This is a genomic window from Geodermatophilus sp. URMC 64, assembly GCF_053502555.1.
This window is the reverse complement of record NZ_CP199955.1, coordinates 2,042,968-2,065,518: the sequence shown is the minus strand read 5'-3', so window position 1 is coordinate 2,065,518 and position 22,551 is coordinate 2,042,968. Positions and strand designations below refer to the sequence as shown.

At 74.4% G+C, this 22,551-nt stretch carries 19 protein-coding genes; 4 read left to right on the top strand and 15 right to left on the bottom strand.

What is annotated here, in order from left to right; all coding sequences use genetic code 11:
- Positions 1-17: 17 nt before the first annotated feature.
- The 7 genes from tpiA to uvrC form a co-directional block, all read right to left on the bottom strand.
- On the bottom strand, positions 18-827 hold the full coding sequence (tpiA, locus tag ACWIYF_RS10160; protein WP_448628003.1) for a triose-phosphate isomerase: 810 nt from the start codon (positions 825-827) through the stop codon (positions 18-20).
- A complete protein-coding gene (locus tag ACWIYF_RS10155; protein ID WP_448628002.1) occupies positions 827-2,020 on the bottom strand; it encodes a phosphoglycerate kinase in 1,194 nt (397 codons plus the stop codon). The genes tpiA and ACWIYF_RS10155 overlap by 1 nt, the downstream gene beginning before the upstream one ends.
- Positions 2,020-3,024 carry a type I glyceraldehyde-3-phosphate dehydrogenase gene (gene gap, locus ACWIYF_RS10150; protein WP_448628001.1) on the bottom strand — a complete coding sequence of 335 codons (1,005 nt, stop codon included), beginning with the start codon at positions 3,022-3,024 and terminating at the stop codon, positions 2,020-2,022. Before gap ends, ACWIYF_RS10155 begins: the two co-directional genes overlap by 1 nt.
- Positions 3,025-3,240: 216 nt before the next feature.
- Positions 3,241-4,221 (bottom strand): DNA-binding protein WhiA, encoded by a 981-nt coding sequence (whiA, locus tag ACWIYF_RS10145; RefSeq protein ID WP_448628000.1) that lies wholly within the window; start codon positions 4,219-4,221, stop codon positions 3,241-3,243.
- A gap of 76 nt (positions 4,222-4,297) precedes the next feature.
- A complete protein-coding gene (locus ACWIYF_RS10140; RefSeq protein ID WP_448627999.1) occupies positions 4,298-5,251 on the bottom strand; it encodes a gluconeogenesis factor YvcK family protein in 954 nt (317 codons plus the stop codon).
- The gene (gene rapZ, locus ACWIYF_RS10135; protein WP_448627998.1) at positions 5,248-6,177 is read right to left on the bottom strand and encodes an RNase adapter RapZ; all 930 of its coding nucleotides are present in this window, start codon (positions 6,175-6,177) and stop codon (positions 5,248-5,250) included. Before rapZ ends, ACWIYF_RS10140 begins: the two co-directional genes overlap by 4 nt.
- Positions 6,174-8,195 carry an excinuclease ABC subunit UvrC gene (gene uvrC, locus ACWIYF_RS10130; RefSeq protein ID WP_448627997.1) on the bottom strand — a complete coding sequence of 674 codons (2,022 nt, stop codon included), beginning with the start codon at positions 8,193-8,195 and terminating at the stop codon, positions 6,174-6,176. The genes rapZ and uvrC overlap by 4 nt, the downstream gene beginning before the upstream one ends.
- A 399-nt stretch (positions 8,196-8,594) precedes the next feature.
- Here uvrC and ACWIYF_RS10125 point away from each other — a divergent pair, with 399 nt between their 5' ends.
- Positions 8,595-9,434 (top strand): alpha/beta fold hydrolase, encoded by an 840-nt coding sequence (locus tag ACWIYF_RS10125; protein WP_448627996.1) that lies wholly within the window; start codon positions 8,595-8,597, stop codon positions 9,432-9,434.
- Between the two features lie 5 nt (positions 9,435-9,439).
- On the opposite strand, the gene ACWIYF_RS10120 is transcribed toward ACWIYF_RS10125, so the two are convergent.
- The 5 genes from ACWIYF_RS10120 to ACWIYF_RS10100 all read right to left on the bottom strand — a co-directional run bounded on the left by ACWIYF_RS10120 (position 9,440) and on the right by ACWIYF_RS10100 (position 18,354).
- Entirely contained in the window at positions 9,440-10,294 is an 855-nt protein-coding gene (locus ACWIYF_RS10120) for a MerR family transcriptional regulator (RefSeq protein ID WP_448627995.1), read from the bottom strand.
- Positions 10,295-10,343: 49 nt separating this feature from the next.
- Entirely contained in the window at positions 10,344-11,264 is a 921-nt protein-coding gene (locus tag ACWIYF_RS10115) for an alpha/beta fold hydrolase (protein WP_448627994.1), read from the bottom strand.
- A 91-nt stretch (positions 11,265-11,355) separates the two neighbouring features.
- Positions 11,356-13,515 carry a DUF222 domain-containing protein gene (locus tag ACWIYF_RS10110; RefSeq protein WP_448627993.1) on the bottom strand — a complete coding sequence of 720 codons (2,160 nt, stop codon included), beginning with the start codon at positions 13,513-13,515 and terminating at the stop codon, positions 11,356-11,358.
- Between the two features lie 419 nt (positions 13,516-13,934).
- Complete coding sequence (gene uvrA / locus ACWIYF_RS10105) at positions 13,935-16,826, bottom strand: excinuclease ABC subunit UvrA (protein WP_448627992.1); 2,892 nt, start codon at positions 16,824-16,826, stop codon at positions 13,935-13,937.
- A 106-nt stretch (positions 16,827-16,932) separates the two neighbouring features.
- Positions 16,933-18,354, bottom strand: a complete 1,422-nt coding sequence (locus ACWIYF_RS10100) for an amidase (protein WP_448627991.1) — start codon at positions 18,352-18,354, stop codon at positions 16,933-16,935.
- A gap of 49 nt (positions 18,355-18,403) precedes the next feature.
- Here ACWIYF_RS10100 and ACWIYF_RS10095 point away from each other — a divergent pair, with 49 nt between their 5' ends.
- Positions 18,404-19,063 carry an MBL fold metallo-hydrolase gene (locus ACWIYF_RS10095; protein WP_448627990.1) on the top strand — a complete coding sequence of 220 codons (660 nt, stop codon included), beginning with the start codon at positions 18,404-18,406 and terminating at the stop codon, positions 19,061-19,063.
- Positions 19,064-19,068: 5 nt separating this feature from the next.
- On the opposite strand, the gene ACWIYF_RS10090 is transcribed toward ACWIYF_RS10095, so the two are convergent.
- Positions 19,069-19,611, bottom strand: a complete 543-nt coding sequence (locus tag ACWIYF_RS10090; protein ID WP_448627989.1) for a TetR/AcrR family transcriptional regulator — start codon at positions 19,609-19,611, stop codon at positions 19,069-19,071.
- 100 nt (positions 19,612-19,711) lie between these two features.
- On the opposite strand from ACWIYF_RS10090, the gene ACWIYF_RS10085 reads away from it, so the two are divergent.
- Together ACWIYF_RS10085 and ACWIYF_RS10080 are read left to right on the top strand one after the other, a co-directional pair.
- Complete coding sequence (locus ACWIYF_RS10085; protein WP_448627988.1) at positions 19,712-20,281, top strand: DUF2231 domain-containing protein; 570 nt, start codon at positions 19,712-19,714, stop codon at positions 20,279-20,281.
- 149 nt (positions 20,282-20,430) lie between these two features.
- Entirely contained in the window at positions 20,431-20,649 is a 219-nt protein-coding gene (locus tag ACWIYF_RS10080) for a hypothetical protein (RefSeq protein WP_448627987.1), read from the top strand.
- A 9-nt stretch (positions 20,650-20,658) separates the two neighbouring features.
- On the opposite strand, the gene ACWIYF_RS10075 is transcribed toward ACWIYF_RS10080, so the two are convergent.
- Both ACWIYF_RS10075 and ACWIYF_RS10070 read right to left on the bottom strand, forming a co-directional pair.
- Positions 20,659-20,952, bottom strand: a complete 294-nt coding sequence (locus ACWIYF_RS10075; RefSeq protein WP_448627986.1) for a hypothetical protein — start codon at positions 20,950-20,952, stop codon at positions 20,659-20,661.
- Positions 20,953-20,996: 44 nt separating this feature from the next.
- Positions 20,997-22,550, bottom strand: coding sequence for a polyamine aminopropyltransferase (locus ACWIYF_RS10070; protein ID WP_448627985.1), 1,554 nt, complete (start codon positions 22,548-22,550; stop codon positions 20,997-20,999).
- Between the last annotated feature and the right edge of the window lies 1 nt (position 22,551).

Here is a 22,551-nt window from a genome sequence, read left to right as displayed (position 1 = left end):
GAGCGGCGGGGCGGCGGTCAGCCGCCGTCGGCCGCGATCCGGCAGATCTGTGCGAACTCGTCGGCGTCCAGGCTGGCGCCGCCGACGAGGGCTCCGTCGACGTCCGGCCCGGCCAGGATCCCGGCCGTGTTCCCGGCCTTGACCGATCCCCCGTAGAGGATACGGACGCTCGAGCCCGTCTCCGGGCCGAAGCGCTCGGCGAGCCGCGCACGCAGTGCCCCGCAGACCTCCTGCGCATCGTCCGGGGTGGCCACCTCGCCGGTCCCGATCGCCCAGACCGGCTCGTAGGCGATCACCACGCGCCGCACCTGCTCGGCGGTCAGCCCGTCGAGGGCGGCGTCGAGCTGGGCGGTGCAGTGCCCGACGTGCTCCTGCGCGCGGCGGATGTCCAGGCCCTCGCCCACGCAGAGGATCGGCGTCAGCTCGTGCCGCAGGGCGGCCTGCACCTTGCGGCCGACCAGCGCGTCGTCCTCACCGTGCAGCGCCCGCCGCTCGGAGTGCCCGACGACGACGTAGCTGCAGGCCAGCGCGGCGAGCATCGCCCCGCTGATCTCGCCGGTGTAGGCACCGGAGTCGTGCACCGAGAGGTCCTGCGCGCCGAAGCCGACGGGCAGCCTGTCGCCGGTGACCAGCGTCTGCACGCTGCGCAGCGCGGTGAACGGCGGCAGCACGACCATCTCGGTGGTGTCGAGCACCTGCTCGGGCAGGCTGAAGACCAGCTTCTGCACCAGCCCGATGGCCTCGAGGTGGGACAGGTGCATCTTCCAGTTGCCGGCGATGAGCGGACGGCGGCCCTCCCGCTTCGGCGCCGGTGCGGTGCGCGCCATCAGCCGGCCAGCACCGCGAGGCCGGGCAGCTCGCGGCCCTCGAGGAACTCCAGCGAGGCGCCGCCGCCGGTGCTGATGTGCCCGAACGCGGACTCGTCGAGGCCGAGCTGCCGGACCGCGGCGGCGGAGTCGCCACCCCCGACCACGGAGAGCCCGTCGACGGCGGCGACGGCGCGCGCGACGCCCTCGGTCCCGGCGGCGAACGGCGCCAGCTCGAACACGCCCATCGGGCCGTTCCAGAAGACGGTGCGCGCCCCGGCCAGCTCGCGGCCGAACAGCTCGACCGTGCGGGGCCCGACGTCCAAGCCCAGCTGGTCGCCGGGGATCGCGTCCGCGCCGACCGTGGTGGTCGGGGCGTCGGCGCTGAACTCCGGCGCGCAGACCACGTCGACCGGCAGCACGATCCGGTCGCCCGCCTCGGCGAGCAGCCGCTTGCAGGTGTCGACCTGGTCGGCTTCCAGCAGCGACTTGCCGACCTCGTGGCCCTGCGCCCGGAGAAAGGTGAAGCACATGCCGCCGCCGACCAGCAGCCGGTCGACCTTGGGCAGCAGCGCCTCGATGACGGCGAGCTTGTCGCTGACCTTGGAGCCGCCGAGCACCACGACGTAGGGCCGGTCGGGATCGGTGGTGAGCTTCTGCAGCACCTCGAGCTCGCGGGCGACCAGCCGCCCGGCGTAGTGCGGCAGCCGCTCGGCGATGTCGTAGACCGACGCGTGCTTGCGGTGCACGGCGCCGAACGCGTCGTCCACGTACACGTCGGCGAGCCCGGCCAGCCGGTCGGCCAGCGCGCCGCGCTCGGCGTCGTCCTTGGCCGTCTCGGCCGCCTCGAAGCGGACGTTCTCCAGGAGCAGGACGTCGCCGTCCTTCAGCCCCTCGGCCCTGGCCCGCGCGTCGTCCCCCGCGACGTCGCCGGCGAGCGGCACCTCGGCACCCAGCAGCTCGCCCAGGCGGCCGGCGACCGGGGCCAGCGAGTACTGCGGGTCCGGCGCGCCCTTCGGCCGGCCGAGGTGCGCGGCGACGACCACCCGTGCGCCGGCGTCGCGCAGCGCCCGCAGCGTGGGCAGGCTGGCCCGGATCCGGCCGTCGTCGGTGATCGCCCGCGTGCTCTTGTCCAGCGGGACGTTCAGGTCGGCGCGCAGGAACACGCGCCGACCCGAGACCCCGTCGGCGAGCAGGTCGTCGAGGGAACGCATCAGAGCGAGTTGCCGACCAGCTCGACGGAGTCGACGAGGCGGTTGGAGTAGCCCCACTCGTTGTCGTACCAGCCGAGCACCTTGGCCATCGGACCGAAGACCTTGGTCAGCTTCGCGTCGTAGATGCAGGACGACGGGTCGGTGACGATGTCGGAGGAGACGATCGGGGCGTCCGTGTAGGTGAGGTACTTGCCCAGCGGACCGGCCGCGGCCTCGCGGTACGCGGCGTCGATGTCCTCGGCCGAGGCCTCGCGGGTCAGCTGGACGGTGAGGTCGGTCGCCGAGCCGGTGGGCACCGGGACGCGGATGGCGTAGCCGTCGAGCTTGCCCTTCAGCTCGGGCAGGACGAGCCCGATGGCCTTCGCGGCGCCGGTGGAGGTCGGCACCATGTTGAGCGCGGCGGCGCGGGCCCGGCGGAGGTCCTTGTGCGGGCCGTCCTGCAGGTTCTGGTCCGCGGTGTAGGCGTGGATCGTGGTCATCAGGCCGCGCTCGATGCCGAAGGCGTCGTTGAGCACCTTGGCCAGCGGGGCCAGGCAGTTCGTGGTGCAGGACGCGTTGCTGATGATCGTCTGCGAGCCGTCGTACAGGTGGTCGTTGACGCCCATGACGATCGTGAGGTCGTCGCCGGTGGCCGGCGCGGAGATCACGACCTTCTTGGCTCCGCCGGCGTCCACGTGCTTGCGCGCGTCCTCGGCCTTGGTGAAGAAGCCGGTGGACTCGACGACGACGTCCACGCCCAGCTCACCCCAGGGGAGGCCGGCCGGGTCGCGCTCGGCGAGCACCTTGAGGGTGGCGCCGCCGACCTTGATCCCGTCGCCGACGGCGGTGACCTCCTCGGGGAACTTGCCCAGGATGCTGTCGTACTTCAGCAGGTGCGCCAGCGTCTCGGGGGTGGTCAGGTCGTTGACCGCCACGATCTCGACGTCGGCGCCGCTGGCGGCAGCCGCCCGATAGAAGTTGCGGCCGATGCGCCCGAACCCGTTGATGCCTACCCGGACCGTCACGAGGAACCTCCATGCCTCTGTCGGAAGCGGTCGTCGCCTCAGGGGGCCGCGCATGGCGCGCGGCCTCGCTCCGCGGGAAACCCTATCGGTCCCGGGCGACGTGCTGGAGCGGCCCTCCTGCGGGGTCCCGCCGCGAGCCGGTGACGAACTGGAACGGCCACCCTGCAGGGACCCGCGCCGAGCGCGCGAGGCGTGGGGGGCAGGGTGGTCCTTCTACTACTGGGCCAGCATGTCGTCGGTGACGGCGGACTCCGTGTCCGGGATGCCGAGGTCCTTGGCGCGCTTGTCGGCCATCGCCAGCAGCCGGCGGATCCGGCCCGCGACGGCGTCCTTGGTCATCGGCGGGTCGGCGCGCTGGCCGAGCTCCTCCAGGGAGGCCTGGCCGTGCTCGAGGCGCAGCCGGCCGGCGACCAGCAGGTGCTCGGGCGCGTCGTTGGCCAGGATCTCCAGCGCGCGCTCCACGCGGGCGCTGGCCGCGACCGCGGCCCGGGCCGAGCGGCGCAGGTTGGCGTCGTCGAAGTTGGCCAGCCGGTTGGCGGTGGCCCGGACCTCGCGGCGCATCCGCCGCTCCTCCCAGGCCAGGACGGCGTCGTGGGCGCCCATGCGGGTCAGCAGCGCGCTGATCGCGTCGCCGTCCCGGACGACGACCCGGTCGGCGCCGCGGACCTCGCGGGCCTTGGCGGCGATGCCCAGCCGGCGGGCGGCGCCGACGAGGGCCATGGCCGCCTCGGGGCCCGGGCAGGTGACCTCGAGGGAGGAGGAGCGGCCCGGCTCGGTGAGCGAGCCGTGGGCCAGGAAGGCGCCGCGCCAGGCGGCCTCGGCGTCGTTGATGCTGCCGGAGACCACCGCGGGCGGCAGGCCGCGGACGGGGCGGCCGCGCTGGTCGACCAGGCCGGTCTGCCGGGCCAGGCCCTCGCCGTGCTTGGCGATCCGCACCAGGTAGCGCACGCCGCGGCGGATGTTGCCGCCGGCCAGCACGCTCACCCCGCTCGTGTAGCCGTACACCTCGCTGATGTCGCGGCGCAGCCGGCGGGCGACCGAGCCGGTGTCCAGCTCGGCCTCGATGACGACCCGGCCGCCGACGATGTGCAGCCCGCCGGAGAAGCGCAGCAGCGCGGTGACCTCGGCCTTGCGCTCCGAGGTCTTCGTGCACTCCACCCGTGAGAGCTCGTCCTTGACCATTGCGGTCATCGCCATGTGCGGAGTTCCTTTCCCCCTCGTACCCCTGCCGGGCACCGCCCGTTCCGATACCCGGCCGAGCACACCTACTCCTTCAGCGTGCCCCGACCACGGAGGCCAGGGCACCGGCAAGCCGCTCGGGATCGTGCCGTGGTGTGCCGTCGAGCTCGGCCACCGGAGCCAGGACGAGCTCGGCGCCGCACTCGCGCACTGCAGTTAGGAGACCATGGCGGTCAACCACCGATTCCTCATCGGCGATCACCGTGTGCAACGCCACTCCGCCGAGGTGTGCCTGCAGCACGCGGAGGTGCTCCTCAGGGCTGAATCCGTCGGTCTCACCGGGCTGCGGCTCCAGGTTCAGGACGACCACCTTCCGGGCGGTGCTGCGCTCCAGCGCCGCGCGCAGCCGGGGCACGAGCAGGTGCGGCAGCACGGAGGTGTACCAGGAGCCGGGGCCGAGCGAGACGACGTCGGCCGCGGCGATCGCGTCGAGGACGGCCCCGTTGACCGGCGGGTCGGGCGGCGAGACGAGGATGTCGCGGACCCGGCCGGGCGTGGTCGCGACCGCGACCTGCCCGCGGATGGTCCGCGTGCGGGCGGGGTCGTCGGGGTCGACGCTCTCCACCCGGGCCACCAGGTCGAGCGGGACGTCGGCCATCGGCAGGACGCGGCCGTGGGCGGCCAGGAGCGCGCACAGCTCGTCGAGAGCGCGCACCGTGTCGCCGCCGTACATGTCGGCCAGCCCGGTGAGGACCAGGTTGCCGACCGGGTGCCCGGCCAGGACGCCGGTGCCGCCGAACCGGTGCTGCAGCAGCGCGGCGATCGAGGAGGGCCGCTCCCCCTCGCCGGCGAGCGCGGCCAGCGCCATCCGCAGGTCGCCCGGCGGCAGGACGGGCAGCTCCCGCCGGATCCGGCCGGAGGAGCCGCCGTCGTCGGCGACGGTGACCACCGCGGTGAGCTCGGGCGTGATCCGCCGCCACGCGGCCAGCGCCGCGGCCAGCCCGTGCCCGCCCCCGAAGGCGACCACCCGCGGGTGCGGCCCCGTCACTCGCGGCCCAGGTCGCGGTGCCGGGCGACGGCGGCGACCCCCTCGTCGGAGAGCCGGCGGGCGAACTCCTCGGCGATGGCGACGCTGCGGTGCTTGCCGCCCGTGCAGCCCACGGCGAGCGTCAGGTACCGCTTGCCCTCGCGGCGGTAGCCGGGGACGAGCACGCGCAGCACGTCGGTGTAGCGGTCGAGGAACTCGGTGGCGTCGTCCTGACCCAGGACGTAGTCGCGGACCTCCGCGTCGCGACCGGTCTTCGGCCGCAGCTCGGGGATCCAGTGCGGGTTGGGCAGGAAGCGGGCGTCGACCACCAGGTCGGCGTCCAGCGGCAGCCCGTACTTGAAGCCGAAGCTGAGCACGGTCGCGGTCAGCGGCGGGGTCTGCCCCTCGCGGGCGAAGGCGTTCTCCAGCGTGGCGCGCAGCTGGTGGACGTTGAGGTCGCTGGTGTCCACCCAGAGGTCGGCCTCGCCCGCGATGCCGGCGAGCAGCGCCCGCTCGGCCGAGATGCCGTCGCTGAGCCGACCGCTGCCCTGCAGCGGGTGCTCCCGGCGGTTGGACTCGTACCGGCGGATCAGCACCTCGTCGCGGGCGTGCACGTAGAGTACCCGCGGCCGGTGGCCGGCCTCCGCGAGGACCCGGATCGCCTCCTGCAGGTCGCTGGTGAACGCCCGGCTGCGCACGTCGACGACGGCGGCGAAGCGGCGGATGTCGCCGCGGGCACCGAGCTCGACCATCGGCAGCAGCAGCGCCGGCGGCAGGTTGTCGACGACGAACCAGCCGAGGTCCTCGAGCACCCGGCCGGCGCTGTTCTTGCCCGCCCCCGACAGCCCCGTGACGACGACGACCTCGAGCGGCGGCGTCTCGGTCGACGTGGGGTCGAGCGAGGGGCGGACGTCGTTCTGCGGACCCTGCTGCCCGGCCGGCGTCACCGGGCCGCTCCCACGCGGCCCACCTCGGCGGTGTCGCCGGCGTCCGGGGTCGGCGCGCCGCGCTCGGCCGGCCCGTCGGGGGCCAGCGTCGATTCGGCGGGCTCCACCGACGGCTCAGCGATGGCCGCCTGCACCGCCTCCGCCGTCCGCCGGCCGATGCCGGGGACGGTCATGAGCTCCTCGACCGTCGCGGCACGCAGCCGCTTGAGCGAGCCGAACTTCTTCATCAGCGCCTTCCGCCGGGTGTCCCCGAGGCCGGGGACGTCGTCCAGGAGCGACACCAGCATGCTGGTCGACCGCTTCTGCCGGTGGTAGGTGATCGCGAACCGGTGGGCCTCGTCCCGGACCCGCTGCAGCAGGTAGAGCCCCTCCGAGGTGCGCGGCAGGATCACCGGATCGGGCTCGCCGGGGAGCCAGACCTCCTCCATGCGCTTGGCCAGGCCGCAGACGGCGACGTCGACGATGCCGAGTTCGTCGAGCGACCGGGCCGCCGCGGCCACCTGCGGCGCGCCGCCGTCGACGACGAGGAGGTTCGGCGGATAGGCGAACTTGCGCGGCCGGCCCTCCTCGGCGGCGATGCCCTGCTCGTCGCGCCGGTCGGCCTCCTCCTTGAGGTGGCGGGCGAAGCGGCGGCGGACCACCTCGGCCATCGCCGCGGTGTCGTCGGTTCCGTGTGTGACGGAGAAGCGGCGGTAGTCGGACTTCTTCGGCAGGCCGTCCTCGAAGACCACCATGCTGGCCACCACGTTGGTCTGCTGGACGTGCGAGACGTCCATGCATTCGATCCGCAGCGGCGCGTCGGGGAGGTCGAGGGCCTCCTGGAGCTCCTGCAGCGCGAGGCTGCGGGCGGTGAGGTCGCTGGCGCGCTTCACCCGGTGGCGGGCGAAGGCCTCCTTGGCGTTGCGTTCGACGGTCTCCAGCAGGCTGCGCTTGTCGCCGCGCTGCGGCACCCGCAGGCTCACCCGGCTGCCGCGCAGCTCGCTGAGCAGCTCCTCGTAGACGTCGGCGTCGTCCGGCAGCTCCGGGACGAGGACCTCCTTGGGGACCATCTCCCCCGCCTCGCCGACCCCCGTCTCCTCGTCGACCCCGCCGTAGACCTGCAGCAGGAACTGCTCGACCAGCTCGCCGGTGGTGACCTCCTCGACCTTGTCGATGATCCAGCCGCGCTGGCCGCGCACCCGCCCGCCGCGGACGTGGAAGACCTGGACGGCGGCTTCCAGCTCGTCCTGGGCGAAGGCGACGACGTCGGCGTCCGTGCCGTCGCCGAGGACGACGGCCTGCTTCTCCATGGCGCGGCGCAGGGCGCCGAGGTCGTCGCGCAGCCGGGCGGCCTTCTCGAACTCCAGGGCCTCCGACGCCGCGGCCATCTCGCGTTCGAGCCGCTTGACCATGAGGTCGGTGCGGCCGGCCATGAAGTCGACGAAGTCGTCGACGATCTCGCGGTGCTCCTCGGCGCTGACCCGGCCGACGCAGGGAGCCGAGCACTTGCCGATGTAGCCGAGCAGGCACGGGCGGCCGATCTGGCCGGCGCGCTTGAAGACGCCGTTGGAGCAGGTGCGGGCGGGGAAGACGCGGGTGAGCGTGTCGAGGGTCTCGCGGATCGCCCAGGCGTGCGCGTACGGGCCGAAGTAGCGGACGCCCTTCCGCTTGGGACCGCGCATGACCTGCAGGCGCGGGAACTCCTCGTTCAGCGTCACGGCCAGCGACGGGTAGCTCTTGTCGTCGCGGTAGCGGACGTTGAAGCGGGGGTCGAACTCCTTGATCCAGTTGTACTCGAGCTGGAGGGCCTCGACCTCGGTGCCGACGACGGTCCACTCGACGCTCGCCGCCGTCGTCACCATCTGGCGGGTGCGCGGGTGCAGGCCGGCGACGTCGGCGAAGTAGCTGTTCAGCCGCTGGCGCAGGCTCTTGGCCTTGCCGACGTAGATGACCCGGCCGCTCGGGTCGCGGAACTTGTAGACCCCCGGCGACTCCGGGATGCTGCCGACCGCCGGTCGGTACGTGGACGGGTCGGGCACGGGGTCCAGATTAGGTCGGTGGTCTGACACGCCGGTAATTCGGTGGAGCCCCCCGGGATGCTGGGCGCGTGCGGATCACGTTCGAGCGCATGGCCGACCGCCGCCCGGTCGAGACGCTCGTCGAGCGGGACGACGGCGTGGTGTTCCGGATGCGCGGCGCCGGCGGCGGGGTCGACCTGCCGCACGACCTGGTGTCGGGTACTCGCGCGAGCTCCTGGACGGCGCCGCCGCCGCACTGGCGTCGTCCGCGCGGCGGTGGACCGCACTCGCGCCGGGCGAGCGGTGGACCGTCGTCGAGTGGACGGCCGTTCCCCCGCGGGGCCGACGTCGTTGACACCGCAGCGGCCGCCGGGCCAGCCTGGGCGCCGCGCGGGGGCCGGGCACTCCTCGGGAGCGGCGATGGGCGCACACGTGCGGGCCGGCGGACTGGACGTCTGGGTCGAGCAGGTCGGCGAGGGACCGGACGTGCTGCTCATCGGCGGACTGGGCGACACCGTCGAATCGTGGCAGTTCCAGCTGGACGGGCTGCGCGACCGGTATCGGGTCACCGCGTTCGACAACCGCGGGGCGGGGCGGACGAGGATGCCCGCCGAGCGGCTCACCATCGAGGCGATGGCGGACGACGCGGCTGCCGTGCTCCTCGCCCTCGGCGTGCGGTCGGCACACGTGGCCGGGTTCTCGGGCGGCAGCGTCGTGGCGCAGGAGCTCGCGCTGCGCTCACCGGACCTGGTGCGCAGCCTCGTCCTCCAGAGCACGTGGGCGGTCCCGGACCCCTACTACCGCGCGTGGATGCGGTTCGTCCGGTGGCTGCCCGAGGTCGCACCCGACGAACGGGACTTCCTCGAAGGCTTCTACCTCGACATCTACACGCCCCGGGCCTACGCCGACGGCACCGTCGCGCGCCTCATCGAGGACGTGCTCGCCTTCCCGCACAAGCAGGCGGTCGAGGACATGCAGGCGTTCCTGGACGCGCTCCTCGTGCACGACACCTCGGCCCGGCTGCCACGGATCGGCGTGCCCACCCTGGTGGTGGCCGGCGGCGCCGACCCGGGGGCACGCCCTGCGCTGGGGCGGGCGGTGGCCGCGGCGGTCCCGGGTGCGGTCTTCGAGGTCTGGGACGGCGAGTCGCACCAGCCCTTCCAGGAGGTGCCCGAGCGGTGGAACGCCCGGGTCGACGCCTTCTGGCAGGAGGTCGAGGCGCGCACATCGGTTGGGCGGGAGGCCGCGCCCGCGGGTTGAGCGGGTCAGGCGATCGACGCCAGGTCGCTCTCGAGCAGGGCGCGGTCCTCGGGGTCGCTGATGTGCTCGGCCGCCTCGCGCGCGTCGGCCAGATGGCGCGCGACCGCCTCGGGGTCCCCCGCCACCGCGGCGGCGCGGGCCAGCGCCTCGTGGGCGAAGGCGAGGTCCCAGTCGCCGATGCCGTTCTCCTGGCAGATCTCGAGGACGCGGCGGGCGTGGTGCCGGGCGGGCTCGGCGCGGCCGAGGACGGCGTAGACGCGCGAGCACTGCCACTCCCCGCGGGCCAGGTTCACCGCCGTCCCGGCCTGCTCCCAGTGGTAGCGGGAGGCGTGCGCCATGTGCACCATGCGGTCGTCCTGGGCCGGGGTGCGGTCCTCGGTCTCCATGAGCACCCAGACGCCGTTGAACAGGTCGACGGCGAGCCGGCGCTCGTCGGCGGCCTCCGGGGCGCTCGCGGCCGGGGGCGGCTGCGGGAGGTCCGGCGCCGTCCCGCCGTCCTCGGGGTCGTCGTCCTCGTCGTCGGCGAGGTGGGACAGGCGGTGCAGGTCGCCGCGGACGCGGGCCAGCCGGCTCTCCAGCCGGCGCCGGTGCTGGCTCAGCACGCGGTCGACGACGTCCGGGTCGCCGGCCGCGGCGAGGCACTCGGCGATGCCCTCCAACGGCACGCCGACCGAGCGCAGGCGGGCGATCAGCCGGGCCTGCGGGAGGCGGTCGGCGGCGTACCAGCGGTAGCCGGTGGCGCCGTCGACGTCGTCGGGCGTGAACAGCCCGATCCGGTCGTAGTGGCGCAGCGCCTTGGCGGTCATGCCGGTCGCGGCAGCCAGCTGGCCGATGGTGAGCTGCGCGTCTCCCTCGTCCACGCCTGCGGACGCTAGGACCTTGCCGCGCGGGAAGGTCCAGCCCGCGGCCTCAGCCCCCGGCGAGCCGGGCGTCGAGCCAGCCGAGCAGGTCCCGGGTCACCTCGTCGCGGTTGGTCTCGTTGAAGACCTCGTGCCGGGCGTCCGGGTACACGTGCTGCTCGACGGGGAGGCCGCGGTCGCGCAGCATCTCGGCGAGCGCGGTGACCCGGCTGCCGTCGGTGCCGCCCACGGGGTCCTGCTGGCCGGAGAGCAGCAGGACGGGCAGGCCGTCCGGCAGGTCCTTGACGGCCTCGGGGGACGCCCCGCGGACGGCCATGCCGAAGACGCCGGCGGCGTAGGCGTGGGTCAGGGGCATCTGCTCGCCGCACAGCGGGTCGCTGATGTAGGCGTCCACCTCGGCGGGGTCGCGGGAGAGCCAGTCGAAGGGCGTGCGCGCCGGCTCGAACGGCTGGTTGAAGGCGCCGAGCGCGTCGAGCACCTGGTCTCCCATGCCCGAGGCCACGGCCGCGTCCAGCGCGGTGACCGTGTCGACCAGTTCCGGCGCGACGCCGATCGGCCCGGAGAGCACCAGCCCGGCGAGGTCGTCGCCGTCCCGCTCGGCCGCGGCCAGCGCGATGATCGAGCCCATCGAGTGGCCGACGAGGATCCGCGGCACGCCGGGGTGCTCGTCGGACATCACCCGGTGCAGCCCGCAGACGTCGTCCAGCACCCGCTCCACGCCGAGGCCGCCGAACCGGCCGACGCCGGTGCCCTCCGCCGTCCGGCCGTGGCCGCGCAGGTCCATCGCGTACACCGCGAGGCCCCGCTCGACGAGAGCGTCGGCGAGGCGGCCGTAGCGAGCCGAGTGCTCGGAGGCCCCGTGGACGATCTGCACCGTCGCCCGGACGTCGCCGTCCGGCTGCCATCGCCGGTAGACCACCCGCACGTGGTCGACCGCCTGCAGGAGCTTCACGTCCGCGGACGTCCTCATCCCGAATCCCCTCGTTCCGTCGGCGCCGTTGCCGGGTCAGGACCTACCGGTCGCGGTCCGGCTGGTCAACCGGAGCGTCGGTCCGGGCGTGTCAGTAGGGCGGCGGTGTGGTGACGGCGGTCAGCCCGGTGGGGGTGGTGACGGTCAGCGTGCCGTCGCTGGTGCCCTCGTAACGCCAGCCCGGGGCCTGGTGCTTGCCGCGGTGGTTGCCCACGCAGAAGCCGGCCAGGTTGCTTGCGGCGGTCGGGCCGTCGGGGTAGCGGATGCGGTGGTCCAGCTCGCCGGTGGCCACCGGGCGGCGGCAGCCGGGAAACCGGCAGCGGCGGTCGCGGGCGCGCACGAACCGGTCCAGCGCGGCCGAGGGGCGGTAGCCAGCGGTCGGGCCGGGGGCGCCCAGGCCGGGCCGGCCGGTCAGGCCGTGGCCGCAGGTGTGGGGGGCGCGGCGGCAGGCGTCGGCGCCGCAATGCGCCGCCCGGCGCAGCCCGGGCAGGTCGGTCAGCGAGACCAGCGCCCCGGACAGGACGTCGACCAGGGCGAGCCGGGGCCGGTCGGCCAGCCCGCCGCCGCCGCCGCGGGCCAGCAGCTCGGCCAGCGCGGCCCGGTCGGCGCCGGCCGCCGCGGCGAGCGCGGTGAGGGCGTCGCGGGCGGCGTCGACCCGGGCGGCCGTGCTCGCCCGGCGGGCGCGTTCGTCGGCGGCATCGGCCCGTTCGGCGGTGTCCACCATCCGGCGGGCGTGCCCGAGCGCCAGCTGCGCCCGATACCGGGCCTGGGAGGCGTCCTCGACCGCCCGGTCGGCCGCGGCCCACCAGCCCGCGGTGGGCGGCGGATCGGCCGGGGGCGGGTCCGCCGGCCGGGCGACCGGGAGGTCGGGGTCGGTGATCCGGCCGGCCTCGAAGTCGGCCCACCAGCGCTCGTCGGCCTCGATCAGCGCCCGCTGCAGCTCCAGGTCGATCTCGCCGTCGGCGATCGCCCGCTCGGCCGCGGCGATGATCTCGGCCTCGGTCAGCGGGTCGGGGTCGTCGAACTCCCCGGCCGCCAGCCGCCGCTCCCACTCGGCCTCCCAGGCGGCGTGCGCGGCGCGCATCCGCGTTGTCCAACCGGACATGTCCGGGCACGGATCCAGCAGCCACTCGTCGCCGGCCGACGCGGCCTCGGCGGTGTCGGTGTCGGCGGACTCGGCTTCGGCCCCGTCGGTGTCGGCGGATTCGCGGTCGGCGGGGTCGGCCCCGTCGGTGGCGGCGAGGTAGCCGGCCAGCGCCTCCTCGCCGAGCTCGGCGCCGGTCAGCGCGCGCAGCAGCTGCCGCGCCGTGTCCGCCGACACCACCTGCCCGTTCAGCTCGCCCGGGGCGTCCCCGCCCAGCAGCGTCTGCACCGCGGCGACCAGGGTCAGCGTCACCTGCACCGGCGGCCGCCCGCCCTCACCGGGGCGCAGCACCAGATCCAGCAGGCAGTCCAGCATCTTCCGCGGCCTGGAGCGCGGCTCGGCGCCGGGCTCGTCGTCCACCGCGTCGGCGTAGGCGCCCAGCGCCGCGGACAGCGCGGCGATCTCCGGCTCCGAGCCGTACACCCCCAGGGCGGCGAGGTCGTCCTTGCGCACGGTCTGCCGGAACACCCCGCGCTCCCTGAGCGCGCGGGCGGCGCGGTCGGCGGCGGCCCGGGCGTCGCGGCGGGCCACCACCCGCCGCGCCCGATCCCGCAGCTGCGGCGGCGTGGTGATCACCCCCGCCGCGGCCCGGGCCGCCACCCAGCCCAGCAGCTCCGCCTGCACCTCCGCGCGCACCCGGTCCGCGGCGATCGGCGCGACCAGATCCAGCCACGGCCACAGATGCCCGGCGTGCAACCCGCCGGACTCCAGCGCGGCCAGCACCCCGGGCAGCCGCTGCGCCAGGGTCAGCGACTGCTCCAGCAGCCGCGCCGCCGCCCCCTCGGTGCAGGCCAGCGCCACCTGCAACTCCGCGGTGGCCCACTCACTGACCGGCCGCAGCACCTCCGGGCGGGCCGCCCACCGCGCCGCGCTCATCGCCCCGGGCTCCCCCTGCGCCCGATCCGCCGACGCCGGCCGCCCGGCGGCGAACCCCGCCACCGCCCGCGCCCGCACCGCGGTCAGCCGGGCGATCTCCCGATCCGCCGCCTGCACCACCCCCAGAGGACCCTCGGCCAGCGCCACCGGCGGCCCGAACACCGGCCACTCCGGCGATACCGACCCCGACGCAGCCGCGTCGGGCTCGGCGGGAGGAGCGGAGGCGTTCATGCACTCGATCATACGTTCGAAGGCACCCACCAGCAAGTCCGCGCCGCGGAAAACCGCAGGCCACCACGCCTGTGGACAACGTCGTCGTCCCGTCGGAGCCGCGTGCCAGGCTGGGCGGATGCACGGGGACCCGACAGCCCGACCCGATCAGGAACGGTCGCCGAACGGCCGGCCGCCGGCCAGCTGGGTGATGGGGCGCTCCGCCCGTTGGCACACCGAGGAAGGGCGCGCCGTCCTCGCGCACGACGGCACCGTCGAAGATCTGCACGCGGTCCGGCAGGAACTGGAGCTGCGCGTCGCCGCGCAAGACTTCAGCGTCTGGACCCTCGTACGGGCCGTCGAGGCCCTGCGGAGGAGCCGCGGGTCCCGACGCGGACCCTAGGCGCTGAGGCGTCGTCGCGGCCGGCCACGACGACGCGTCAGCTGGCCTTCTTGCGGGCCCGCTTCTTCGGGGCCGCCGCGGCGGCGACGGCGTCCGGGTCGAGGTGCAGGGCGAGGTACCGGCCGGTGTGGCTCTCCGGCACGGTGGCGACGAACTCGGGCGGCCCCTCGGCGACGACCGTGCCGCCGCGGAACCCACCCTCCGGCCCCATGTCGATGATCCAGTCGGCGCTCTTGATGACGTCGAGGTTGTGCTCGATGACGACGACCGAGTTGCCCTTGTCGACCAGGCCCTGGAGCACCAGCAGGAGCTTGCGGATGTCCTCGAAGTGCAGGCCGGTGGTCGGCTCGTCGAGCACGTAGATGGTCCGGCCGGTGGACCGCTTCTGCAGCTCGCTCGCCAGCTTCACCCGCTGCGCCTCACCGCCGGAGAGGGTCGGCGCCGGCTGGCCGAGCCGGACGTAGCCGAGGCCGACGTCGGTGAGCGTCTTCAGGTGCCGCGCGATCGGCGGGATGGCCGCGAAGAACTCCGCCGCCTCCTCGATCGGCATGTCGAGGACCTCGGCGATCGTCCTGCCCTTGTAGTGCACCTCGAGCGTCTCCCGGTTGTACCGGGCGCCCTTGCACACCTCGCAGGGGACGTAGACGTCCGGCAGGAAGTTCATCTCGATCTTGATGGTGCCGTCGCCGGAGCAGGCCTCGCAGCGGCCGCCCTTGACGTTGAACGAGAACCGGCCGGGCAGGTAGCCGCGCATCTTCGCCTCGGAGGTCTGGGCGAAGAGCTTGCGGATGTGGTCGTACACACCGGTGTAGGTGGCCGGGTTGGACCGCGGGGTGCGGCCGATCGGCGACTGGTCTACGTGCACCACCTTGTCGAGCTGCTCGAGCCCGGTGATCGTGCGGTGCCGCCCCGCCACGAGCCGCGCGCGGTTCAGCTGGTTGGCCAGCGTCGTGTAGAGGATGTCGTTGACCAGCGTCGACTTGCCCGAGCCCGAGACGCCGGTGACGGCGGTGAAGACACCGAGCGGGAAGGTGACGTCGACCCCCTTGAGGTTGTGCTCGCGGGCACCCCTGACGACCAGTTCGCGGCCCGGCTCCGGCTCGCGCCGCTTCTTCGGGACGGCGATCTCCCTGCGCCCCGACAGGTAGGCGCCGGTCAGCGACGAGTCCGAGGCCAGCAGGTCCTCGACGGTGCCGCTGACCACGATCTCGCCGCCGTGCTCGCCGGCGCCCGGGCCGATGTCGACGACCCAGTCGGCGACCTTGATCGTGTCCTCGTCGTGCTCCACGACGATCAGCGTGTTGCCCATGTTCCGCAACCGGACCAGCGTCTCGATCAGCCGGGTGTTGTCGCGCTGGTGCAGGCCGATCGACGGCTCGTCCAGCACGTAGAGGACGCCGACCAGGCCGGAGCCGATCTGCGTCGCCAGCCGGATCCGCTGCGCCTCCCCACCGGCGAGCGTCGCCGCCGGGCGGTCGAGCGACAGGTAGTCGAGACCGACGTCGACGAGGAAGGACAGCCGGGCCTGGATCTCCCGCAGCACCCGGTCGGCGATCGCCTTCTCGCGCTCCCCCAGCTCCAGCGACCCCAGCCACTGCGACGCCTCACCGATCGACAGGCTGGTGACGTCGGCGATCGAGCGGCCGGTGAGCTTGACGGCGAGGATCTCCGGCTTGAGCCGCGTGCCGTGGCAGACGGGACAGGGCACGTCGCGCATGTAGCCCTCGTACTTGTCCCGCATGTAGTCGCTGTCGGTGTCCTCGTGCCGCCGCTCGAGGAAGGGCAGCACGCCCTCGAACGCCGCGTAGTAGCTGCGCTCGCGGCCGTACCGGTTGCGGTAGCGCACGTGCACCTGGTCGGGCGAGCCGTGCAGCACGGCCTTCTGCACGCGGGCCGGCAGCCGCTCCCAGGGGGTGTCCATCGAGAACCCGAGCTGGTCGGCCAGGCCGGTCAGCAGCCGGGTGAAGTACTCGTTGCTCATCGAGCCGGCCCACGGCGCCACCGCGCCCTGGCCCAGCGACTTCTCGGGGTCGGGGACGACGAGCTCCGGGTCGACCTCCTTGCGGGTGCCGATGCCGGTGCACTCGGGGCAGGCGCCGAACGGCGAGTTGAACGAGAACGACCGCGGCTCGAGCGCCTCGAACGACAGGCCGTCGTCCACGCAGGCCAGGTGCTCGGAGTAGGTCCGCTCGCGGTGCGGGTCGTCCTCCGGCAGGTCGACGAAGTCGAGGACGACGAGGCCGCCGGCGAGCCCGAGCGCGGTCTCGACCGAGTCGGTCAGCCGCCGCTTCGCACTCTCCTTGACGGTGAGCCGGTCGACGATCACCTCGATAGTGTGCTTCTCCTGCTTCTTGAGCTTCGGTGGCTCGGTGAGCGGGTGCACGACGCCGTCCACCCGGACGCGGGAGAAGCCCTGCGTCTGCAGGGAGCTGAACAGGTCGACGTACTCGCCCTTCCGGGCCCGCACGACCGGGGCGAGCACCTGGAAGCGGGTGCCCTCCTCCATCGCGAGGACCTGATCGACGATCTGCTGCGGCGTCTGCCGCGAGATCGGCTTGCCGCAGTTCGGGCAGTGCGGCTGCCCGGCGCGCGCGTACAGCAGCCGCAGGTAGTCGTAGACCTCGGTGATCGTGCCGACCGTCGACCGCGGGTTGCGGTTGGTCGACTTCTGGTCGATGGAGACCGCCGGCGACAGTCCCTCGATGAAGTCGACGTCCGGCTTGTCCATCTGGCCGAGGAACTGGCGGGCATAGGCCGACAGCGACTCCACGTACCGGCGCTGGCCCTCGGCGAAGATCGTGTCGAAGGCGAGGCTGGACTTGCCCGAGCCGGAGAGGCCCGTGAACACGATCAGGGCGTCGCGGGGCAGGTCGAGGTGGACGTCCTTGAGGTTGTGCTCGCGGGCGCCGCGGACGACGAGGCGGTCCATGTGTTCCCTGTCGGTCGCTGGGCGGATGGTTCGGGTGGAGCGTGTGCGGGTGCCGGGCGCGGGCACGCCCGACGTGCGGCGGCGGTGCCGCTCGGGGAAGTGCAGCTCAGGCGGTCGACGCCATCGATGACACGGCGGGGTCGAAGACCGGCGCGTGACGACGCCAGGGCCGGCGACGTTCCAGCTCCGCGGCTAGCCAGAGTAGTCGCCCTTCGGCGCCAGGGGGGCCGGCGAACTGGACCGCCACCGGGAGCCCCTCGGACCGCTCCGCGACCGGGAGGACCAGCGCCGGGACGCCGGCCAGGTTCCACGGTGAGGCCCACGGCGCCCACCGGGTGTTGGCCGTGATGTTGGCCACGAAGGACCGCTCGTGCCACGGCCGCGCGGCCAGCGGCGGCCCGTTGGTGACCGGGGTCAGCAGGACGTCGACGTCGTCGAAGAAGGCCGCCGTCCGCTCGCGGAAGCGCTCCGCCGTCGCCGCCCGGACGAGGCCGGACCGCCGCACCAGCCCGCCGATCCGGGCGTGGGTGCGGCTGCGCGGCTGCAACCCCTCCCGGTCCAGCCCGAAGTCCTCGGCGTCGTCGTGCGCCCCGGCCATCCACCGGGCGAGCGCGCCCGCCGCCGCGGCCGGCGTGATCACCGGGTTCTTGCGGACGACGACGTGGCCGGCGTCCCGCAGCCGGGCGGCCGTCTCCTCGACCGCCGCGCGGGTGACCGCGTCCGGACGGACGCCGGGCACCGGCGAGCGCAGCGAGACCGCGATCCGCAGCGGACGCCCGGGATCGTCCGGGCCCAGCTCGCGCCCGGCCAGCACCGAGCTCGCCAGCGCCAGGTCGGCCACCGTGGTGGCCAGCGCACCGTTCTCGGCCATGCCCGACCAGCTGTCGAAGCCCAGGTCCGCGGGGATCACCCCGCGCCCGGGCTTGAGGGTCACCAGCCCGCAGGCGGCGGCGGGGATGCGCAGCGAGCCCATGCCGTCGTTGCCGTGGGCGATCGGCACGCACGCCGAGGCGACCGCGGCGGCGCTGCCGCCGGAGCTGCCACCCGGGGTGAGGGCGGTGTCCCACGGGTTGCGGCTGACCGCGTGCGGCCCGTCGGTCGCGCCGTAGAGGCACAGCTCCGGCACCCGCGTGATCCCGACGACGACGGCGCCCGCCGCCCGCAGCCGGGCGACCACCGGGTGATCGGCCGCGGCCGGCTCCTGCGGGCAGGCGAGGGACCCGTCGGTGCAGACCTCACCGGCGACGGCGACGTTGTCCTTGACCGCCACGGGCACGCCCGCCAGCGGCAGGTCGGCGCGGCCGGGCGCCGCGTCGACGGCGGCGGCCTCGGCCAGGGCCGCGTCAGCACGGATCACCCGGAACGCGCCCACGCGCGCGTCCACCTCGGCGATGTGGTCGAGGTGCGCCCGGACGACGTCGACCGCCGTCAGCGCCCCCGACCGCACGCGGGCCGCGATCTCGGTGGCCGGCAGGCCGACGACCCGGGCGACCGGGTGAGCGGGGTCCACGGCTCCGCTAGCGTCCATGACCAAGGAACCTAACCGCGGCCGACGACACTTTCCGATCGGAGTCCAGATGACCTACACCGGGGACGTCGAGGTCGGCGGACCGGCCGACGTGCGGGAGCTGCCCGGGCTCACCATCAGCAAGCTCGCGGTCAGCGAGATGGCCAACAACGTCTACCTGCTGCGCGATCCCGACAGCGGCGAGGGGCTGCTGGTCGACGCGGCGGCCGAGCCCGACAAGGTGCTGGCGCTGATCGGCGACGCCGGCGTGCGCACCGTCGTCACCACCCACGGGCACTGGGACCACCACCGCGCGCTGCCCCAGGTGGTGGAGGCGACCGGCGCGGTGACCGTCGCCCACCCCGACGACGCCGGCGACCTGCCGGTGCCCGTGCAGCGCCCGGTGCGGCACGGCGACACTGTCACCGTCGGCGGGCAGACCCTCGAGGTCGTGCACCTGCGCGGCCACACCCCCGGCAGCATCGCGCTGGTCTGGCGCGGTCCCGAAGGTGCCGGCACGCACGTCTTCACCGGGGACAGCCTCTTCCCCGGCGGCGTCGGCAACACCCAGCAGGACCCGCAGCGGTTCGCCAGCCTGATCGACGACGTCGAGGAACGGCTGTTCGGCGCCCTGCCCGACGACACGTGGGTCTACCCCGGGCACGGCAAGGACACCACGCTGGGCACCGAGCGGCCGCATCTCGGGGAGTGGCGCGAGCGCGGCTGGTAGGTCGTTCAGGAGAGGGCAGCCCGCACCACGAGGTCCAGGGCCGGCCGCGGATCAACGTCATCCAGCCGTGCGATGTGCCCCAGGAGGAGTCCCTGGAGGCACGCCACGACTGCACGCGTGGCGGCGTGCGGATCCCGCGCGCCGAGCCGGGCCAGCGTGATGAGGAGCGGCGCCACCAGAGCGGCGCGTCCGCGCGCCAGCGCCTCCTGGACGGCGGGGTTGTGCCCGGCCTCGACGAAGAGGGCCAGCCGCGCGGCGGTCCGCGTGCGGTCCGCACCGAGCGCACGCCCGACCAGGTCGCACAGGGCATCGACGAGCTCGTCGGCCGAGCGGGCGGAGGACGCGGCGTCGGCCTGCGGCATCTGGATCTCCACGAACCGCTCGACGACGCCGGACAGGAGCGCCTGCCGCGTGCGGAAGTGGTTCGACGTGGAGCCCTTCGGGAGGCCGGCCCGCTCGTCGACACGAGCATGCGTGAGCGCGCGCAGACCTTGGTCTCCGAGCAGTTCGATCGCGGCGTCGATCGCGCGCTCCCGGGTCTGCGCCACTCGAACCACTATAGTCGCAGTGACAGAGCACTACAGTCGTAGTAACTTCGCTGCTGCGCACTCCTCTCGTAGCGCCCCAGGGCGAAGGGAAGTGAGTTCCGTGCAGCGGTCCACGATGGGGATCCGGGACGCCGCCGCCGCGGGGCGGGAGCGAGCGGCCGGCCCGTACGGCCGCCTGCTGCGCCGCCTGGAACTCAGCGAGGCGTGGGACGAGGCGATCGGCGCCGTCGAACCCCTGGCCGGGCGACTCGTGGCCAAGCAGGCCATCCGCCGGGTCCTGCACGGGGACGCGACCGGCATCCCCCTCCACGTGATACTCACCGACGTGCCGTTGGGCGCCTGGTTCTGCGCGCAGTACCTCGACCTGTTCCCGGACGCCGGGTCACGGCAGGCCGCCACCCGCCTCGTGAGCGCCGGCCTCCTCGCGTCACTACCCACCGCGCTCGCCGGCTGGGCCGAGTGGGCGCTGGCCGACCGCGGCGCCCGGCGGGTGGGCATGGTGCACGCCGGTCTCAACGGCGTCGCAACGCTCGTCTTCCTCGGCTCCTGGGCTGCCCGCGTGCGCGGCCGGCACGGTCTGGGGGTCGGGCTTGGGCGACTCGGCGGCGCTCTCTTGACGGGCGCCGGCTTTCTGGGGGGCACCCTCGCCAGCGGTCGCCGACCCGGCTGAACGACCGGAGCGGCTGTTCGGCGCGCTCCCGGAGGACGCGGAGGGCTATCCCGGGCACGGGCCGTCCACCACTCTGGGGCCCAGCGCCCGCAGCCCCGCGAGGGGGGGCGGGACCGCTCTGGTACGTCGTAGCGACGACAGGAGACGCCATGCCCGCCGTCCCACCGCAGCTCACCGGCTACGCGGTCACGCTGGAGGTCTTCGTGCCCGCGGAGGTGGCGCGACAGATGGTGGACCGCCTGGACGCGAGCTGGCACATCGAGAACTGGACCCCCGAGGCGGCGGCGTACCTGGTCGTCCGGGATGCGCTGGAGGCGGCCGGGCTGCACCGGTCGGCGAGCATCAGCACGTCGGCGGTGACCGGCTGAGGCCGGCGGCTACTCCTCCTCGTCGTCCTCCTCGAAGAGGTCGATCAGCTCGTCCGGCGTCCCCGCGACGTGCAGCGGCACGACCGAGAACGTCCACGCCGGCCGCCGCTGGTCGAGGTCGACGGCCAGGTCCCAGGCCGCCCGCGCGGACAGCGGGCCGAAGCACGCGTCGTCCCCGTCTTCGCCGACGGCGATCTCGACCAGCCAGGTGTCGGAGAGATCGGCGGCCAGCTCGGCGAAGTCGGGTTCGGTCCCGTCCTCCGGCTCTGGAGCGTCGGCCTGCACGGGGTAGATGAGCGCCATCCGTGCACGCTAGGGCCCGCGGCAGGTCCCCGGCGACCGGGTGGTCAGCCGACGTAGCCCTGCCGCATGTCGTCGACGATCCGCGGCCGGTCCAGCGTCGACGGCGGCAGGGTCTCCGGCGCCCGGTCGGGCGGGAAGACCCCGGCCGCCCGCACGGTGGCCTCGTCCAGGGAGCGCAGCGGCGGCGCCGAGGGCGACAGCGCGAGCTCCGGCGGCGAGGAACCGGCATGCGCCAGCGCGAAGCCCCAGTCGCCGAAGCTCGGCACGTGCACGTGGTACGGCGTCACCGCCAGCCCGGCCGAGCCCAGGGTGCTGACCGTGCGCCAGTACGCGGTCGGCGTGGAGTACGGGCTGCCGGCTTGCACCACGACCAGCCCGCCCGGCGCGAGCACGGCGGACACCAGCCCGTAGAACTCGGTCGAGTACAGCCGGCCCAGGGCCGGGGTGTCGGGGTCGGGCATGTCGACGACGACGGCGTCGAACCGCTCCCCCGGCGGGTCCCGCAGCCAGCGGAACGCGTCCTCGACCACCACCTCGACCCGCGGGTCGTCGAGGGCGTGCGCGTTCAGCTCGGCCAGCCGGGTCCGGGCGAGCTGCAGGACGGCGGGGTCCAGCTCGACCTGCACCACCTCCGCCACGGAGGGGTGGCGGAGGATCTCCCGCGCGGCCAGCCCGTCGCCCCCACCGAGCACCAGCACCCGGCGGGGGTCGCGGGTGAGCACCGGGGTGACCAGCGCCTCGGTGTAGCGGTACTCGTCGACGCTGGAGAACTGCAGGTCGCCGTCCAGGTACAGGCGCAGGTCGCCGCCGCGCTCGGTGAGCACGACCTCCTGGTAGGCGGAGTGCTCGGCGGCCACGATCGGGTCGTCGTAGAGCCGTTGCCGGGCGGTCACCTCGATGTCCTCGGCCTGGACGAGCAGCACCCCGAGCACCGCGGCGGCCGCCACCAGCGCGGTCGCCGCGCCCCGGCGGGCCCACGGGCCCAGCTGGGGGCGCAGCAGGAAGACGGCGACGACCGCCGCCGCGCCCAGGTTGACCATGCCGGTGACCGCGGCGCCGCGCACCTGCCCGGTCAGCGGCAGCAGCAGGAACGGCCAGGCCAGACCGCCGAGCAGGGCGCCGGCGTAGTCGGCGGCGTTGAGGTCGGCGAGCAGCGAACCGGAGGTCCGGGCGTCCAGGCCGCTGCGGCCCGACTGCAGCAGCGTCATCAGCAGCGGCACCTCGGCGCCGACCAGGATCCCCAGGACGGCGGTGGCGGCCACGAGGACGCTCCCGCTCGTCCCGTAGAAGGAGAAGGCGACGTAGAGGACGACGGCGGAGAGGCCGCCGGCGACCCCGAGCAGGATCTCGACCGCCACGAAGGTGGCCGCCGCACGGCCCAGCAGCGGCTTGACCAGCAGCGCCCCGACGCCGAGCGCCGCGACGTAGCCGGCCACGATGAGCGAGGTCTGGGTGATCCCCCCGCCGGCCAGGCTGGCGGAGAGGGTGAGCAGGACCAGCTCGTAGATCAGCCCGCAGGCCGCGCAGACGGCGACCGCGGCCAGCAGCAGCGGCCGCAGCAGCCGGATGCGGGCCGGCGGGGCGAGGGCGGTGCTCACG

Excerpts from the sequence above, each read along its gene's own strand:
- ACWIYF_RS10110 (WP_448627993.1), bottom strand. The coding sequence starts at position 13,515 with ATGAACGCCTCCGCTCCTCCCGCCGAGCCCGACGCGGCTGCGTCGGGG.
- ACWIYF_RS10125 (WP_448627996.1), top strand. The coding sequence starts at position 8,595 with ATGGGCGCACACGTGCGGGCCGGCGGACTGGACGTCTGGGTCGAGCAG.
- ACWIYF_RS10115 (WP_448627994.1), bottom strand. The coding sequence starts at position 11,264 with ATGAGGACGTCCGCGGACGTGAAGCTCCTGCAGGCGGTCGACCACGTG.
- ACWIYF_RS10095 (WP_448627990.1), top strand. The coding sequence starts at position 18,404 with ATGACCTACACCGGGGACGTCGAGGTCGGCGGACCGGCCGACGTGCGG.
- tpiA (WP_448628003.1), bottom strand. The coding sequence starts at position 827 with ATGGCGCGCACCGCACCGGCGCCGAAGCGGGAGGGCCGCCGTCCGCTC.
- ACWIYF_RS10155 (WP_448628002.1), bottom strand. The coding sequence starts at position 2,020 with ATGCGTTCCCTCGACGACCTGCTCGCCGACGGGGTCTCGGGTCGGCGC.
- ACWIYF_RS10075 (WP_448627986.1), bottom strand. The coding sequence starts at position 20,952 with ATGGCGCTCATCTACCCCGTGCAGGCCGACGCTCCAGAGCCGGAGGAC.
- uvrA (WP_448627992.1), bottom strand. The coding sequence starts at position 16,826 with ATGGACCGCCTCGTCGTCCGCGGCGCCCGCGAGCACAACCTCAAGGAC.
- ACWIYF_RS10100 (WP_448627991.1), bottom strand. The coding sequence starts at position 18,354 with ATGGACGCTAGCGGAGCCGTGGACCCCGCTCACCCGGTCGCCCGGGTC.
- ACWIYF_RS10080 (WP_448627987.1), top strand. The coding sequence starts at position 20,431 with ATGCCCGCCGTCCCACCGCAGCTCACCGGCTACGCGGTCACGCTGGAG.
- whiA (WP_448628000.1), bottom strand. The coding sequence starts at position 4,221 with ATGGCGATGACCGCAATGGTCAAGGACGAGCTCTCACGGGTGGAGTGC.